This is a genomic window from Paenibacillus sp. FSL H8-0280 (assembly GCF_045040665.1).
GTDB classification, from domain to species: Bacteria; Bacillota; Bacilli; order Paenibacillales; family Paenibacillaceae; genus Paenibacillus; species Paenibacillus xylanexedens_A.
Map to the genome: position 1 here is coordinate 2446867 of NZ_CP150296.1, position 16866 is coordinate 2463732.

Sequence of the window (16866 nt, forward strand, 5' to 3'; positions counted from 1 at the left end):
GAAGATCTCTTCCCGCTTTGGGAGGTTTATGGTATGGAAGAAAGATGGATCTTGTTTGGGTTACATGAGATGGAGGGTATTGGCAAGAAAACAATCTCGAAACTTATTCTGGGACAACATGAATTACCCGATCTATTGAATTATGGGGAAAGCGACTGGGTCGCAGCAGGCTTGCGCAAAGATCAAGCTGCACGTTTGACTAGCCAATTTACTATCGACTGGATTGAGAGTAAAAGAGAACACGTTTACAATCAGGGGATAGAGGTTATTACTTATCTGGATCAGAATTATCCCATATTAATGAAGGAAACCGTTCAGCCTCCCTGGGTAATGTATGCTCGAGGGGATGTTAGTTTGCTACACGATTCGTCTATTGCCATGGTGGGAACTCGTATGCCGACCGTGTATGGACGCAAAGTTGGAGAAAAGCTGGCAGAGCAATTATGCAATGCAGGACTGACGATTGTAAGCGGGCTTGCCCGCGGTATTGATAGCGTATGTCATGAGGCAGTACTACGTGCTAAAGGAAAAACGATTGCAGTATTCGGAACAGGGATTGATAATATATACCCACCCGAAAATACAAGCCTTGCTGAGCGAGTTGCGGAGACGGGGTTGCTTTTGTCGGAATATCCACCAGGTACGAGAGCGCGCCAAGGATTATTTCCGGAACGGAATCGAATCATTGCTGGCCTGACACTGGGAACATTGGTTGTTGAGGCTGACATTCGCAGTGGTTCACTCATTACAGCAGATGCTGCGCTTGAAGCAGGCAGGGATGTATTTGCAGTCCCTGGACCTATTACATCGCCGAAAAGTCGGGGAGCACACAATCTTATCCGTCAAGGAGCCAAATTGGTCACTTGTGCAGCAGATGTATTGGAAGAGTATCGATTGGGCTTGCCAAATGCAGAACAACTTCCTTACAATAGAGGACGTTCGACCGAAACAACCGAGCCTTCCGAGCGAGGGATATTCGCTGAGGTTAAGCTCTCTCCAGATGAACAACGCGTAATTTATCTGTTGGAACAGGGAGAACAATCATTGGATCAACTGGTTGAGCTGCTTGGTTGGGATTTTGGACATTTGCATTCAGTTCTGTTATCTTTAATCATAAAAAAGCAGATTAGCCAATTACCAGGCACCAAATACGCGAGGGTATGACGAAGCTACAACCTACGTAGTGCGTGGAAATATATAATTAGCAGAAGTTATTAACTATGCATAAGCTTACAGAAACAGTTTCATGACAGTTTCATGACTGAGAGGAGGATGAACCTATGGCGGATGCACTCGTAATCGTGGAGTCGCCCTCAAAGGCGAAGACGATAGGCAAATATTTAGGCAGCAAGTTCATCGTAAAAGCTTCGATGGGGCATGTTCGCGATTTGCCAAAGAGTCAGATCGGCGTTGAGGTAGAGAATGATTTTAATCCGAAATATATTACGATCCGCGGCAAAGGTTCAATCTTGAAAGAACTGAAGGATGCACGGAAGAAAGTGAAAAAAGTGTATCTCGCAGCTGACCCGGATCGCGAAGGTGAAGCTATCGCATGGCATTTGGCCCATGCCCTTGAACTGGACGATACGGCAGATTGCCGGGTTGTATTTAATGAAATTACAAAACAGGCGGTCAAAGATGCGTTCAAAACGCCGCGGAAAATCAATATGGATTTGGTTAACGCGCAGCAGGCAAGACGTATTCTGGATCGACTCGTTGGATATAAAATTAGTCCGTTATTATGGAAGAAAGTGAAAAAAGGTTTGTCTGCAGGCCGGGTTCAGTCCGTGGCTGTTAAAATCATTTTAGATCGTGAAAATGAAATTGATGATTTTGAGCCGGAAGAATACTGGAGCATTACCGCCAAACTGACAGCAGACGGCAATCCGTTTGAAGCCAAGTTTCATAAACTGAACGGGGCCAAAACAGAGCTGGGCAGTGAAGCGGAAGTGCAAGCGATCCTGAAACAGATCGAAGGTGCAGACTTTACGATTAAGGAAGTTAAAGAGAAAGAACGGAGCCGTAACCCGTCCGCCCCGTTTACGACGAGTTCTCTGCAACAGGAAGCGGCGCGTAAATTGAATTTCAGAGCTTCCAAGACGATGTCGGTCGCCCAACAACTATATGAAGGTGTAGACCTTGGAAAAGAAGGCACAGTAGGTCTCATCACGTATATGCGTACGGACTCCACACGAATTGCAGCATCTGCACAAGAAGAAGCCAAAGAATATATCGTTGGTAAGTATGGTGAGCCATTTGCACCTGAGACTCCACGAAACTATTCCAAAAAAGCAGCTAATGCTCAGGATGCGCATGAAGCGATTCGTCCAACTTCAATTCTGCGTGACCCTGACTCAATCAAGTCGTTCATGAGTCGTGATCAGTTCCGGTTGTATAAACTGGTATGGGAACGTTTTGTAGCGAGCCAGATGTCTTCGGCTATTCTGGATACACTCTCTGTCGATATTGCTGCGGGGGACACCATTTTCCGTGCAGCAGGTTCGAAGGTACGATTCCAAGGTTTCATGAAGGTATATGTTGAAGGAAACGACGATGGTACAACCGATGAAGATCGTCTGCTGCCTCCGTTGAAAAGTGGAGATGTACTTGAGAAACAGGAGATTGAGCCAAAACAGCATTTTACACAACCGCCACCCCGTTATACGGAGGCAAGGTTGGTTAAGACGCTTGAGGAATTGGGTATAGGGCGTCCGAGTACATATGCGCCAACACTGGAGACCATTCAGAAGCGCGGATATGTTGCAATTGAGGAAAAGAAATTCATGCCGACCGAGCTGGGTGAACTGGTCATCGAACAGATGGAAGAGTTTTTCCCTGAAATCCTGAATGTAGAGTTCACCGCAAACATGGAAGGTGATCTTGACCATGTGGAGGAAGGTTCCGAGGATTGGGTCAAAGTACTCGCAGAATTCTATGAATCTTTTGAGAAACGGCTTGAATTTGCGGAAGAAGAAATGAAAGAAATCGAGATTGAAGACGAAGTATCGGATGAGATCTGTGAGAAGTGCGGCAAACCGCTGGTTTATAAACTCGGACGTTTTGGCAAGTTTCTTGCGTGCTCTGGCTTCCCTGATTGCCGGAATACCAAACCGATTATCAAGGATATCGGCGTGACTTGTCCGAAGTGTAAGGAAGGTCATGTTGTTGAGCGTCGTAGCAAAAAAGGACGTATTTTCTACGGTTGCGACAAATATCCTGAATGTGATTTTGTCTCATGGGACAGACCTTCAGCCAAACCATGTCCAAGTTGCGGATCGCTAATGATTGAAAAGCGGAACAAAAAGGGAGCACGGTTGCAGTGTACTTCATGTGATCATCAGGAGCCGGTGGATGAACCGGATGACGAATCAGCAGATTAATATATATGCGAATCAAATTTAGTGAATTTTGAAATTGTTTTATGGGGGTAAATGATTTTGACGAATGAACAACAAGTAACCGTTATTGGTGCCGGGCTGGCAGGAACAGAAGCGGCCTGGCAGATTGCAAGTCGCGGCGTACGCGTGAAATTATACGAGATGAGACCTGTTGTGAAAACGCCAGCTCATCATACGGATAAATTTGCAGAACTGGTATGTAGCAACTCACTGCGTGCGAATGGATTGACCAATGCAGTAGGTGTGTTAAAAGAAGAAATGAGAATGCTCAATTCTCTCGTATTGTCAGCAGCAGACAAACATGCAGTTCCCGCAGGTGGGGCGCTTGCTGTGGACCGGGATGGATTTTCAGGTGAGATTACATCCACGTTGCACCAGCATCCGCTCATCGAAGTGGTGAATGAGGAATTAACTTCTCTGCCGGAAGATGGCATCGTTGTTGTTGCAACGGGGCCGCTGACTTCACCAGCATTGTCTGAGCAAATTAAGGCATTAATGGGGGAAGAGTATTTCTACTTCTATGATGCAGCTGCACCGATCATCGAAAAAGATTCAATTGATATGAACAAAGTGTATCTGGCTTCACGTTATGATAAAGGCGAAGCGGCATATCTGAACTGTCCGATGACAGAAGAAGAGTTTGATGTCTTCTATGAAGCTCTCATTACTGCTGAAGTCGCTCAATTGAAAGAGTTCGAGAAAGAAATCTACTTTGAAGGCTGTATGCCAATCGAAGTGATGATGAAACGCGGAAAACAGACGGCTCTGTTTGGTCCAATGAAACCGGTAGGTCTGGTTAACCCTCATACAGGGGAGTTGCCACATGCGGTTGTTCAGCTTAGACAGGACAATGCAGCTGGAACCCTGTATAACTTGGTGGGCTTCCAGACGCATCTGAAATGGGGAGAACAGAAACGTGTCTTTTCCCTTATTCCTGGACTTGAAAATGCAGAGTTCGTTCGTTATGGCGTAATGCACCGTAATACATTTATTAACTCTCCTAAACTACTTCTTCCGACGTATCAGTTTAAAGAGCGTCCAAACCTGTTCTTTGCAGGTCAGATGACGGGTGTAGAAGGATATGTGGAATCTGCTGCATCAGGGCTGATTGCCGGTATGAACGCAGCCAAAGCAGCACTTGGGCAGGAACTGGTAGTATTGCCGGTAGAAACAACACTTGGCAGTATGGCTCAGTATATTACAACTGCTGACTTCAAGCACTTCCAACCAATGAACGCAAACTTTGGTTTGTTGCCGAAGCTTGAAACAAAGATTCGTAACAAAAAGGAAAAAAATGAAGCTCTTGCACAGCGTGCCCTGGATGGCATCACCAGTTTTGCTGCGGCAGAAGGTCTAACTGTTCCGGAACGCGTATAAATTATTCGTGGGAGGATGCTGATATCATGGATATGTCATTTCATGCTACAACGATCTGTGCTGTTCGTCATAATGGTAAGGCTGCAATCGCAGGAGATGGTCAGGTGACCATGGGCCAAAGTGTTGTGATGAAGAATACAGCCAAGAAGGTAAGACGTTTGTACCGCGGACAGGTTGTTGCTGGCTTTGCTGGTTCTGTGGCGGATGCGATCACCCTGTTTGAGAAATTCGAAGGTAAGCTGGAGGAGCACCATGGTAACTTGCAACGTGCTGCTGTAGAGCTTGCCAAGGATTGGCGTCAGGATCGGATCTTGCGTAAGCTTGAGGCACTGTTGATTGTGATGGACAAATCAGGTATGCTGCTCATTTCAGGCGGTGGGGAGATTATCGAACCGGATGATGACGTTATTGCTATCGGATCAGGTGGAAACTTTGCCTTATCTGCTGCGCGTGCGTTGAAACGTCATGCAGTAAGCCTGGAAGCGAAAGATATTGCGCGTGAATCACTTCAGATTGCCTCGGAGTTATGTGTATATACCAATAATAATATTATTGTAGAAGAGTTATAAGCCAAAGAAATCTCCCGTAGTGGAGCATGATTCTGTAATCTGCTCCAGGACGTCTAGGGGATTCTTTGTCCTTGTTAGGAAAAATAAATTCAACATACTGGTAGGAGGGAAGCAATATGAATACTCAAGCGTTAACACCGAGACAGATTGTTGCAGAGCTTGACAAGTATATTGTAGGTCAAAAGAAAGCTAAAAAATCGGTAGCGGTAGCTCTTCGTAATCGTTATCGGCGTAGCCTTTTGCCTGAGCACACTCAGGACGACATTGTGCCCAAAAATATCTTGATGATTGGACCTACCGGTGTGGGTAAAACGGAAATCGCCCGTCGCCTCGCTAAACTGGTAGGTGCGCCATTTGTGAAAGTGGAAGCTACCAAGTTCACTGAAGTAGGTTACGTTGGCCGTGACGTTGAATCGATGGTGCGTGATCTGATTGAGACATCACTGCGGATGGTGAAGCTGGAGCGGACTGAAAAAGTGAAAGACAAAGCTGAAGAAGCTGCCAATGAGCGAATTGTACATATTTTGGCTCCTTCACAGTCTAAGTCCAAGAATCAGCGTAATCCCTTTGAAATGATCTTTGGTAATAATGGCAACAACGTTCAGGAACAGGATGAGCCAGAACCGGATACTGGGGTTGCCGAACGCCGCCGTAAGATCAAGTTTGATCTGTTGTCCGGCAAGTTGGAGGATGACATCATTGAGATTGATGTCGAAGACACTGCGCCTAACATGATGGACATGTTTGCTGGACAAGGTAATGATCAGATGGGCATGAACATGCAGGAGATGTTTGGCAGCCTCTTACCTCGTCGTACGAAAAAGCGCAAGCTCGCCATCAAAGAAGCGCGCAAAGTGTTGACCCAGGAAGAAGCAGGCAAATTGATCGATATGGATGATGTTACCCAAGAATCCATTCGCCGGGCGGAGCAGACAGGTATCATTTTCATAGATGAAATTGACAAGGTCGCCAGTCAAGGGCGCGGTAGTGGTCCTGATGTATCCCGTGAGGGTGTGCAACGTGACATACTGCCTATCGTAGAGGGCTCTACAGTAATGACGAAATATGGCCCTGTCAAAACGGATTATATTCTGTTTATGGCAGCTGGCGCATTCCATGTCGCCAAACCCTCTGATTTGATTCCTGAGCTTCAGGGACGCTTCCCAATTCGTGTGGAACTAAGCAGTCTAACACTGGAGGAGTTTGTATCCATTCTGACTGAACCCCAAAATGCACTGACCAAGCAGTATGTTGATCTGTTACGCACAGAGAATATTGAGATTGAGTTCTCGGATGAGGCCATTCGCGAGATTGCCAAATTGGCTGAATCCGTCAATCAAAATACAGAAAATATAGGTGCACGTCGATTGCATACGATTCTTGAAAAGCTTTTGGAGGATTTATCCTTTGAGGCACCTGAGCTTACACTGGAACGTATGGTGATTACTCCGGAGTATGTCCGGGAGAAATTAAATGATATTGCGCTTGATCGTGATTTGAGTCAGTATATCCTGTAAAATGCCGCTAGCCATGTAGTTGTTAAAATGATGTTATAAATGAACGGTATGCAAGAGAGTAGAGAGCATTTGTGTGATCCACAAAGGGAAGCAATCCTTTAGCGAATCACAAACGCCCTCTACTTAACGCATATCGTTTATTTTTGTTTCTATCTAAAGGATTTTGATGTTACAACCGATAAAAGATGTGTGGTTGTTATACGGATCGACAAAACCTAGGACTTGTGCCGCATGTATACGGAGTTAAAACCTATCGGAGTGGTAGTTACTCTTCCATTCCATACCCAATGATTTCCATTAAAAGAATTTTCCTTATTCCAAGTCTGGTCATCGGTTTAGTCGATAGATTGGTAAATGTTGCGTAAATGCGCAAAATGATGAATTGTTGAAAAGTGTGAAGCCACTAATTGTTTTCTTAAAATTAAAATATATAGACTCCACTTAATTGTTAAGAAAGTGTTGTGTGGGAAAGACGAGTTTCCTTCATTCTTGAAAGATTACTTGTCAATTGATTAATATACAGCTTTGTATGTATACCTATCATAATGTCCATAAACCCTTAGTATAACGGCAAAAAATTCTAACATTATCAACTATGAAATATTCGGAAATATACATAATTACGTGCGGTATAAGCTCATGTTGAGACTTGAAAGTTTTTTTTTATTTTAAGAATGTTTAAGAACAATAAGGAAGAGTATTAACATACTTTTGTTTTGGGCCCGAACATTTACGAAAAAATTCATAATTTGCAGAAAATACACAAAAAGCCCTGTCTTTCAGAAAAGATAGGGCTTTTTTCTTATTGTAATAAATCCCAAACTCGAAGAAACTTATGTTATACGACAACATCAGAGTTAATTCTACTTAAGTCCTAGAAAACCGTGTAAAGACGAATGTTTTTGTCGAAAAAAACATAAGAATTTTCAAGGGAAAAGATACAATCTTTTTCCATAACTTCTAAAGAGAGGAGGGGGATTGTGAATCTTTTAAACGATATCAGCTTTAAAAGATTGCAAGGTGCACTCGATGCGTCCAATATCAGACAACGAACAATTGCTGACAACATCGCGAACGCCGATACCCCGTATTTCAAGCGCTCGGACGTTTCTTTTGAAGAAATGTTGCAAGGGCAAATGAATGGAGATATGCCTGTTCTTAAGGGGAAAGTAACTGATGCAAGGCATTTTGTCATAGGTCCTTCCTCTTCCGTACCCACGCCAGTAGTTAATATGGACCAGTCAACCTCCATGAATAACAACGAAAACAATGTCGATATAGACAGAGAAATGAGTCTTCTGGCGGAGAATCAGTTGCGTTATAACGCTTATATTCAGCAAGTGAATGAACAAATTAAAATCATGCGTGTTGGCGTGGAAGGGAGATAACCTAAATTGAACATTAGTAATAGTTTTAGTATCAGTAGCTCAGCTCTGACAGCCCAACGGTTGCGGATGGACGTTATATCTTCCAACATTGCCAACGCAGAGACGACGCGCGCGAGCGTATCCAATGGTGAAGCGGTCCCTTACAAACGTAAAATGGTTGTGCTTGAGCCGAATAAAACGTCATTTGGTACGATGCTGCAAAATCAGATGAGAGGTAGCGGTTCAGGAGATGGCGTAAGAGTAACGGAGATTCGCGAGGATCAGTCACCTTTGAAGCCTGTGTATGACCCTTCTCATCCGGATGCCAATGCAGAAGGATATGTATTTATGCCTAATGTGGATATTGCGAAAGAAATGGTCGACATGATCTCTGCTTCGCGTTCATATGAAGCAAACGTAACAGCACTGAATTCAACCAAAGCGATGATCTCCAAAGCTTTGGAGATTGGAAGATAATCTGCTTAGAAATGAAAATAAGAAAAATACAAACCAGGGATGAAGGGGAGGGACATTAATGATTCAGAACAACATGTTTAGCACACAGGGGATACAACCGCTACAGATGAAGAGTGCAACCGAAAGTAAGCCTTCTACACCAGCCGAAACCATTCAGAGCTTCGGTACATACTTACAGAATGCATTAGGGTCCGTTGCAGCACAGGAGGCTCAATCGCATGAAATGTCGAATCAATTTTTGGTCGGCAAAGCGAATGTGGATCAGGTGATGATTGCCTCCGAACAGGCCTTGTTAAGCCTACAACTCACAACTCAAGTCCGAAACAAAGTGGTCGAAGCATACCAAGAAGTTATGCGAACGCAGTTATAAAATAACCTACTTGCGCTTCGATAATAGCGCTGATCATTACAACAAAGCAGCTGCGATGCTGCTCCTGATCGTCAACCTATGAAACGGCTAGGGTTGAGTAAGGACAGACTAAGCAAAGTTTCGGATGGGGTGACAGAGTGAATGAGAGAATCGCCCAGTACAGGGATAAGGCATCCCAGTATTGGAATAGTTTTAGCAAAAAGCAAAAAATATTATTTATATCCACCTTCCTGTTCCTGATTTTGGCTGCAGTTGTACTCACGATGCAATTGTCCAAGACAGAATATGAAGTTGCTTTTACAGATTTGAATGCAAGTGATTCAGCGGGCGTGATCAGTTATCTCGATTCATCTAGCATTCCGTACAAATTAAGTTCAGATGGCAAGACCATATCCGTACCGAGTACAAGTGTTGCAATTGCAAAGGTGAACGTTGGATCTCAAGGGATTATTCAGAATGGTTCATTAGGGTATAAGTCATTCGAGGAGTCATCATCCCCCATCGGGATGACGGATAAAGAGTTTGATGTAAAGTACAACAACGCTATAAACGGAGAAGTTGAACAGTTACTTCAGCGGATGCAAGGGATACAGGATGCTAAAGTACTCGTGAATATGCCGAAAGATAACATCTTTGCTGGTTTAGAAGAACAAGACAAAGCATCAGCGTCGGTAGCTCTCCAATTCAAACCGGGTTATCACCCAAATCAGGCAGCGGTAGATGGCTACTTTAACTTGGTCAAAACTGCAATTCCTAATCTGCCTGTTGAGAACATCACGATTACAAACACAGATGAAGCAGAATTGATTCCAACTGCCCGAGGTGGCAGTGGCGGGTTGTCTTCCGAAGTTCAAGAGAACATGGCACTACAGAAAAAGTTTGAGAACGATGTCCGTAATAACGTAAAGCAATTCCTTTCTCAGATTGTAGGCGAAGACAAAGTTAATGTTTTGGTAGCCTCCAAGCTTAATTTTGACAAAGAAACACGTAAGGAAAATCTGGTCACACCTGTTGATGTAGATAATATGAAAGGCATCGAGATCAGTGTGCAGGAGATTCAAAAGAGCTACACTGGCGCAAGCAATCCAACAGGTGGTGTTGCTGGCACAGGACAAGAGGAAGTTCCGGGTTACCCATCATCTGATGCAACCGGTAACTCTACCTCCGAAGAATCATCAAGCACTATAAACTATGATGTTAATCGAATCGCCAAGGATATTATTTCCAGTCCGTATACTGTAAAAGACTTAACCATTAACGTTGCGGTTGAACCACCGAATGGAGAAACAGAATTACAGGGACCGGTTCAGGACGCAATTGAGAATATTTTGGTTAACATTGTTCGTGCTTCACTGGCAGACTCAGGCACTGTAATAAGTGACGCCGATCTGACAAAGAAAGTTTCAGTCATGTCACAAGGCTTCCAGACTGCCTCTGCAGACAATACAGGTTTCCAACTTTCCTCAACGATGATGTGGGGTGGAGGCGCACTCATAGCGGCATTGATCGCAGCGGTAGTTATTTTGTTAGTACGCCGTCGCCGCAAACAAAACGAAGTCGAAGAAGAAGAGATTCCTCTTCCAATAGCAACAGAGTTCCCGTCCATTACGCTGGACAGTGTAACGAACGAAAGTCAGGTGCGCAAACAATTGGAGAGTTTGGCCAAGAAAAAGCCAGACGAATTCGTCAATCTGCTGCGTACATGGCTGGCTGACGAATAGAGGTGAGCGCATTGGCAAAGGCAAGCAGTCAAGGTTTGACTGGCAGACAAAAAGCAGCAATATTGTTGATTACATTAGGTCCGGAAGTATCGGCTCAGATTTTCAAACATCTGCGTGACGAAGAGATCGAGCAACTTACGTTGGAGATTGCCAACGTTCGCAAAGTTGATTCTTCCGAAAAGGATATGATCATGGCCGAGTTTCACCAGATCTGTCTGGCGCAGGAATATATCTCTCAGGGCGGTATCAATTACGCCAGAGAAATCTTGGAGAAAGCTCTGGGTTCATCAAAAGCACTTGAAGTCATTAATCGTTTGACAGCTACGCTGCAAGTCAGACCATTTGACTTTGCGCGCAAAGCAGATCCGAACCAAATTTTGAACTTTATTCAGAATGAAAGCCCGCAAACGATTGCCCTGGTTCTGTCTTACCTGCAATTCGAACAGGCAGCAGCGATTCTATCATCCTTGCCGCAAGAGAAACAGGCAGATGTCGCTCGCCGGGTGGCTGTTATGGATAGTACTTCGCCGGAAGTCATCTCTCAAGTGGAGCGGGTTCTGGAACAAAAACTATCTTCTACCGTAACGCAGGATTACACCAATGCGGGTGGTATCGAATCGATCGTTCAGATTCTGAACGGAGTCGATCGGGGGACAGAGCGTACCATTTTGGACTCACTCGAGATTCAGGATCCGGAGCTTGCAGAGGAAATCAAAAAACGCATGTTTGTATTCGAAGATATCGTCAATGTGGATGATCGTTCGATTCAGCGCATTATTCGGGATATCGACAACGCAGATCTGCAACTCGCACTCAAAGTGGCAAGCGAAGAAGTTCGGGATGCCGTGTTCCGGAATATGTCGAAACGGATGTCGGAGACATTCAAAGAAGAGATGGAATTCATGGGACCTGTGCGATTGCGTGATGTTGAGGAAGCTCAGACACGTATCGTAGGAACGATACGCAGATTGGAAGAAGCCGGTGAGATCATTATCGCACGCGGTGGAGGAGATGATATCATTGTCTAATTTGATTAAGTCTTTCCAGTATGTACCCGTTGATGACCGTAAAAAACTTGAAAATCATCATCATTATGGTGGTACTGAGGAGTCTGAAACGGAATTATACGGTGATAGTGCTGAAGGTTCTGAAGCAGAAACGCTTCAAGCACGCGTGGACGAAGAAACACAACGTCTCACCGCAGAGATGCTGGAAGATGCCAAGGAGTTTGCAGAAAAGCAAGTACGTGAAGCTTCAGAAGAAGCGGAGCGCATGCTTCAAGAAGCCCGTGAACAGATCGATAGCTGGTGGCAGGAACAACGACAACAGGATGAACATCTGACCGAAGCACTACGTTCACAAGGTTTCCAACAGGGTTTTGAAGAAGGCAAAGTACAAGCTGAACTGGATCTCCAGGTGCAGATCGAAAAGATGATGAATGAAGCCCAAGAAGTGCTCAAGGAAGCTTATGTAGCTAAAGATCAGATCATTCAGGAAGCCGAACCGTTCCTCGTGGAACTCGCTTGCGGGATCGCTGAGAAAGTCATTGATAAGCAACTTACCATTGAACCCGATCATACATTGGAACTGATTCGTCAGAGTTTGTCACGTAAGCGGGAGCAGGGTTTGATCACACTTTGTGTGGCACCTGATCAGTTTACATTTGTACAGGCAGCTCGTGAAGAATTGTCTCTTTCCATTGACTCTCAGGCAGAATTGCAGATTTTGCCTGATTCAACGGTCAAAGATAAGGGATGTGTCATTCGTTCTTCGTTCGGAAGTGTAGATGCGAGAATTGATACACAGCTTGCTGAGATTAAAAAAGAACTGGTCCGCATAGCACTTGAGGATGAGGAGCGAAAAAATCAACATGAAGGTTCTTAGTTCACAGCGATATATGGAACATTTGCGCCAATTCGATCCTGTTCGTATTAACGGCAAAGTTACTCAGGTCATTGGTCTTATGGTGGAGTCAGAAGGGCCAGATGCAAGTATCGGTGACGTATGTTATATCTATCCTGGTAAATCGGCCAAGCCTCTTCAGGCCGAAGTTGTTGGGTTTCGAGATAACAAAGTGCTGCTTATGCCACTGGGTGAACTTCAATCCATCGGTCCTGGTTGCGATGTAGTAGGTACGGGTAAACCACTCGGCGTTCAGGTAGGCTCCGAATTGCTCGGTAAAGTATTGGACGGACTTGGACAACCGCTGGACGGTTCCCTCCTTCCATCCAGAATGCCGATGTACTCTACCTCCAATACACCGGTTAATCCAATGGATCGTCCGCGTGTACTTGAAACGATGGGTGTTGGTGTAAGAGCTATCGACGGATTGTTGACCGTAGGTAAGGGACAGCGTGTAGGTATTTTTGCCGGTTCTGGTGTTGGTAAGAGTACATTGATGGGCATGATCGCTCGTAATACAGCAGCAGATGTCAATGTCATCGCGCTTGTGGGTGAGCGTGGACGTGAGGTACGCGACTTTATTGAACGGGATCTGGGTCCGGAAGGACTGGAACGTTCAGTAGTCATTGTTGCAACATCAGATCAGCCTGCCCTGATTCGGATTAAGGGAGCAGTTATTGCGACCACTATTGCAGAGTATTTCCGAGATCGTGGAATGAACGTGATGCTCATGATGGATTCGGTAACCCGATATGCGATGGCACAAAGGGAAGTGGGTCTTGCCGTAGGTGAACCTCCGGCAATGAGAGGATATACGCCATCGGTTTTTGCAAGTTTGCCCAAACTGCTTGAACGGGCGGGTACAGGGCCTACCGGCTCGATTACAGCCTTTTACACCGTTCTGGTCGATGGGGATGACATGAATGAACCGATTGCGGATGCGGTAAGGGGTATTTTGGATGGACACATTGTGTTAAATCGATCCATTGCAAATAAAGGTCATTTTCCAGCGATTGATGTGTTAGCCAGCATAAGCCGTGTTATGAAGGATATTGCTCCAGAAGAGCAGTTGGAAGCCGTTAATAATATGAAACGTTTGATGGCTGTGTACAAAGAATCGGAAGATTTGATCAATATTGGAGCTTATCAGCGAGGTTCAAATGCAGCGATTGATGAATCAATAGACCAGATTGATAGTATATGGAACTTTACCAAGCAGAAAGTCGACGAGAAAGTCACTTTAAGTGAAGTACAGGAACGTTTGATTCTTGAATTTGCAAGGAGATGAATGGTTAAGCGATGAAATTTCGATATCATTTCCAGAAAGTTGTTGACCTGAAGAGTAATGAAAAAACACAGGCAGAATGGATGTTATCCACAGCGATCGGTAAACTTCAGACGGAGGAAGAACATCTGATACAACTTCTGAACGATAGAAATAATCTGATCGGCATTATCCAATCTGCTACGGAAAATACAGCGTCTGTAAACAGTCTGCAGGAAATGCAGCGTTATGTACATCACCTTGACGAGTGCATTTCACGTAAAAACAATGATGTTAAACATGCTCAGGTCAATGTGCAGCGGAATCAGACGTTTCTGAACGGTAAGATGGTTGATGAAAAAGTATGGCTTGGAGCGAGAGACAAGGCCAAGATCAAATTTCAGCAGGAGATGCTCCTCCGGGAACAGAACGATCTGGACGAGATGGCTACTGTACGCTTCGCTGCCAAAGCCGGACGCGCGAATTGATGTGAGCCGGACGCGAAGTTGTCTCGTGAAGGAGGAATGAACGATGGCTGTTAAAGACGATAGCGACATGGAAAAAGAATCGGGAGGCGGCTGGGAAAAATTTCTCATGATTTCCATCCCAATTGTGTTCACCGTAGTATTGCTGGGCGTATTGCTTACGCTTTTTAATGTAGATATTCGTAATAATTTGTTTGAATTCGCCAACAAGATCCCGGTAGTCAAGGAATGGGTACCTGATCCTGTGCTGGACCCTGAGAAAGATAAGCTGGAGAAAAGTGAGCAGCAGGTTGAAAGTGCTGAAGCCACAATCGAAAAGCTGAAATCCCAAGTAACTGCCAAAGAAACAGAGCTCAAGGCAGCACAGGAAGCGACAACAACCGAAGCAAAGAAGGCCACGGACCTTCAGAAAAAGTTGGATGATGCGGAAAAAGCGGCTGAAACGGCTACAGCAGCAACGCCCGAAACGGAATCTGATTATCAGAAACAAATCAAAGATTTGGCTAAAATGTATGCTGACATGAGCCCAAGCAAAGCTGCACCGATTTTGCAAAATATGACGAATGAGGAAATGGTACTGTTGTTGAATGCCATGCAGTCATCTGCTCGGACCAAGGTACTTGAAAAGATGGACCCGAAAACAGCAGCCGATGTCACCATGATGATGAAGGATGCTAAACCGTCCGGAGATCTGGCACTGGATGCGCTGCAATCCAGATTGAAGAAAGAAACCGCAGCAACTTCAACTGCATCCACAACCACAAGCAAAAACCTAGATAAAAACCAGCTTAGTCAAACATTTGCTTCGATGTCTGCTTCAAGTGGTGCCAAGCTTTTATTGGAAACATACAAGTTAAGTCCTGACAAAACATTGACCATCCTGAATTCAGTAGATGATGCAACACGCTCTCAATTGCTTGAGAACATGTCTTCAGAGGATTCGGTTGAAACTGCAAAAATTTTGAACAGATTAATGGGTAACAAGTAGAGCTGATTACACTGTATAACCGAGAGGAGGTGAAAATAAATGTCGATTGTATATCAAATGGCATCCACAGCATCTGCAAAAGCAACGGGAACAGGTCAGACAACCGGAGCACAATCGAAAGGTTCAGCTGCAGGTGCTAGCGGTGAATTTCTCCAAACTCTTGCACAATCGTTATCTGGAGGAAACACAGAAGGTGATAGTTCAAGCGCTACTGGAAGTTTAACTGCCAATCCGTTGGTTTTTTCCTTTGCTACAAGTGAAGAAGGAGAAGCGGCATCAATCACAGATATACTGAATTCGTTGTTCACGGACTTGGATTCACTTGACGAAGCTTTGGAAAATGACCCAGCTCTACTTGCAGGTTTGCAAACTCTGATACAACAGATGTATACACAATTAAGTAATCCTTCAGGTACTAATGCAGAAGGTTCCGACGAGTCTTCGAACGGAGCGGAAAGCGTAAAAACAGTACCCGCAATTGAACTGTCGCAGCATCCGGCAGCAGTACGTTTTGTTCTGCAAGATATGCTTACACAATTAGTAGCTGGAATGAATGATCCTGAGAGTAACGTTGCGAAGAACGCTCCTGAATTCAAACATTTGTTACAATCTCTGCAGAGTCAGCTTCAAGAGGCTGGAGTGGATACCACTAGTAACAAAGGATGGACTGAACTGAAATCCATACTGGATACATTGACTGCAGTTAAGGATCAGACTGCACAAGTCGCTCCAAGTACTTCGCTTCAAACATCCAAACAGGATTCGGTCGTACCACAAGTTCTTGTTGCGGCAGTGGCGAATTCTGGAACCCAGGTGAAAGCTGAGGCTGAGACAACATCTGCTTCAAATGCAGGTGGAGAAGTGGAACACTCAACCATCATTACTGCAGGAGAGCTATCCTTGCGTTCATCAGGTACAACAGCAGGAAAACCGGCTGAACCTGTAATGCAAACATCACAGTTTGCCAAGGAAATGACACAGTTTGTTGTTAACAAGCTGGATATTGTCCAGCAAAAAGGATTTTCCGAGGCGACCATCTCACTTCGGCCTGAGCATCTAGGTAAATTGGATGTTCAAATTACCTTGCAGAACGGGCAGTTGGTTGCACGGTTTATGACTGAGCATACGATGGCTAAAGACATGCTTGAACAACAAATGACGCAGCTGCGTTCTTCACTTCAAGCCCAGGGAATTCAAGTGGAACGACTTGAGGTTACCCAGAACAGTTCAATCGGATCACAGATGTATCAGGACGGAGGCCGTCAGCCGGGAAGTAACTCTCAGCAACAACGCCGTTCGCGTGAACGTGAGGAACAATCAGATGATGCTGTAGCTACAGCAGGAATTCAAGAAGAATTGCGTAACTGGCGTAGCGAGCAAGTCGAAGGAAACGAATTACAGAGAGATACGTTTAGTGCTGAGGCTTAAACA

Annotated in this window: 15 protein-coding genes; all 15 read left to right on the forward strand. The window is 44.8% G+C overall.

Annotated elements, in window-relative coordinates:
- The first annotated feature begins 33 nt into the window (after positions 1 to 33).
- The 15 genes from dprA (at position 34) to MHI12_RS11060 (ending at position 16863) form a co-directional block, all read left to right on the forward strand.
- Positions 34 to 1164 carry a DNA-processing protein DprA gene (dprA, locus tag MHI12_RS10990; protein ID WP_341006905.1) on the forward strand — a complete coding sequence of 377 codons (1131 nt, stop codon included), beginning with the start codon at positions 34 to 36 and terminating at the stop codon, positions 1162 to 1164.
- 116 nt (positions 1165 to 1280) lie between these two features.
- Complete coding sequence (topA, locus tag MHI12_RS10995) at positions 1281 to 3380, forward strand: type I DNA topoisomerase (RefSeq protein ID WP_124114065.1); 2100 nt, start codon at positions 1281 to 1283, stop codon at positions 3378 to 3380.
- 51 nt (positions 3381 to 3431) lie between these two features.
- Positions 3432 to 4775 carry an FADH(2)-oxidizing methylenetetrahydrofolate--tRNA-(uracil(54)-C(5))-methyltransferase TrmFO gene (gene trmFO / locus MHI12_RS11000; protein WP_370511405.1) on the forward strand — a complete coding sequence of 448 codons (1344 nt, stop codon included), beginning with the start codon at positions 3432 to 3434 and terminating at the stop codon, positions 4773 to 4775.
- Positions 4776 to 4801: 26 nt separating this feature from the next.
- Positions 4802 to 5344: an ATP-dependent protease subunit HslV gene (hslV, locus tag MHI12_RS11005; RefSeq protein ID WP_405172377.1), complete on the forward strand. Its 543-nt coding sequence runs from the start codon at positions 4802 to 4804 to the stop codon at positions 5342 to 5344.
- A gap of 116 nt (positions 5345 to 5460) precedes the next feature.
- A complete protein-coding gene (gene hslU / locus MHI12_RS11010; RefSeq protein WP_338593802.1) occupies positions 5461 to 6861 on the forward strand; it encodes an ATP-dependent protease ATPase subunit HslU in 1401 nt (466 codons plus the stop codon).
- A gap of 980 nt (positions 6862 to 7841) precedes the next feature.
- Positions 7842 to 8249, forward strand: a complete 408-nt coding sequence (gene flgB / locus MHI12_RS11015) for a flagellar basal body rod protein FlgB (RefSeq protein ID WP_036670359.1) — start codon at positions 7842 to 7844, stop codon at positions 8247 to 8249.
- A gap of 6 nt (positions 8250 to 8255) precedes the next feature.
- Positions 8256 to 8705: a flagellar basal body rod protein FlgC gene (flgC, locus tag MHI12_RS11020; RefSeq protein ID WP_017689191.1), complete on the forward strand. Its 450-nt coding sequence runs from the start codon at positions 8256 to 8258 to the stop codon at positions 8703 to 8705.
- Between the two features lie 58 nt (positions 8706 to 8763).
- Positions 8764 to 9075, forward strand: a complete 312-nt coding sequence (gene fliE / locus MHI12_RS11025) for a flagellar hook-basal body complex protein FliE (RefSeq protein WP_017689190.1) — start codon at positions 8764 to 8766, stop codon at positions 9073 to 9075.
- Positions 9076 to 9212: 137 nt separating this feature from the next.
- Entirely contained in the window at positions 9213 to 10796 is a 1584-nt protein-coding gene (fliF, locus tag MHI12_RS11030) for a flagellar basal-body MS-ring/collar protein FliF (protein ID WP_074094559.1), read from the forward strand.
- Positions 10797 to 10807: 11 nt separating this feature from the next.
- The gene (gene fliG, locus MHI12_RS11035) at positions 10808 to 11824 is read left to right on the forward strand and encodes a flagellar motor switch protein FliG (protein WP_047842476.1); all 1017 of its coding nucleotides are present in this window, start codon (positions 10808 to 10810) and stop codon (positions 11822 to 11824) included.
- The gene (locus tag MHI12_RS11040) at positions 11817 to 12680 is read left to right on the forward strand and encodes a FliH/SctL family protein (RefSeq protein ID WP_340020007.1); all 864 of its coding nucleotides are present in this window, start codon (positions 11817 to 11819) and stop codon (positions 12678 to 12680) included. The genes fliG and MHI12_RS11040 overlap by 8 nt, the downstream gene beginning before the upstream one ends.
- A complete protein-coding gene (fliI, locus tag MHI12_RS11045) occupies positions 12667 to 13986 on the forward strand; it encodes a flagellar protein export ATPase FliI (RefSeq protein WP_036609365.1) in 1320 nt (439 codons plus the stop codon). The genes MHI12_RS11040 and fliI overlap by 14 nt, the downstream gene beginning before the upstream one ends.
- 11 nt (positions 13987 to 13997) lie before the next feature.
- Positions 13998 to 14450 carry a flagellar export protein FliJ gene (gene fliJ / locus MHI12_RS11050; protein WP_405172378.1) on the forward strand — a complete coding sequence of 151 codons (453 nt, stop codon included), beginning with the start codon at positions 13998 to 14000 and terminating at the stop codon, positions 14448 to 14450.
- Between the two features lie 43 nt (positions 14451 to 14493).
- Positions 14494 to 15435, forward strand: a complete 942-nt coding sequence (locus MHI12_RS11055) for a MotE family protein (RefSeq protein WP_405172379.1) — start codon at positions 14494 to 14496, stop codon at positions 15433 to 15435.
- A gap of 39 nt (positions 15436 to 15474) precedes the next feature.
- The gene (locus MHI12_RS11060; RefSeq protein ID WP_405172380.1) at positions 15475 to 16863 is read left to right on the forward strand and encodes a flagellar hook-length control protein FliK; all 1389 of its coding nucleotides are present in this window, start codon (positions 15475 to 15477) and stop codon (positions 16861 to 16863) included.
- Positions 16864 to 16866: the final 3 nt, after the last annotated feature.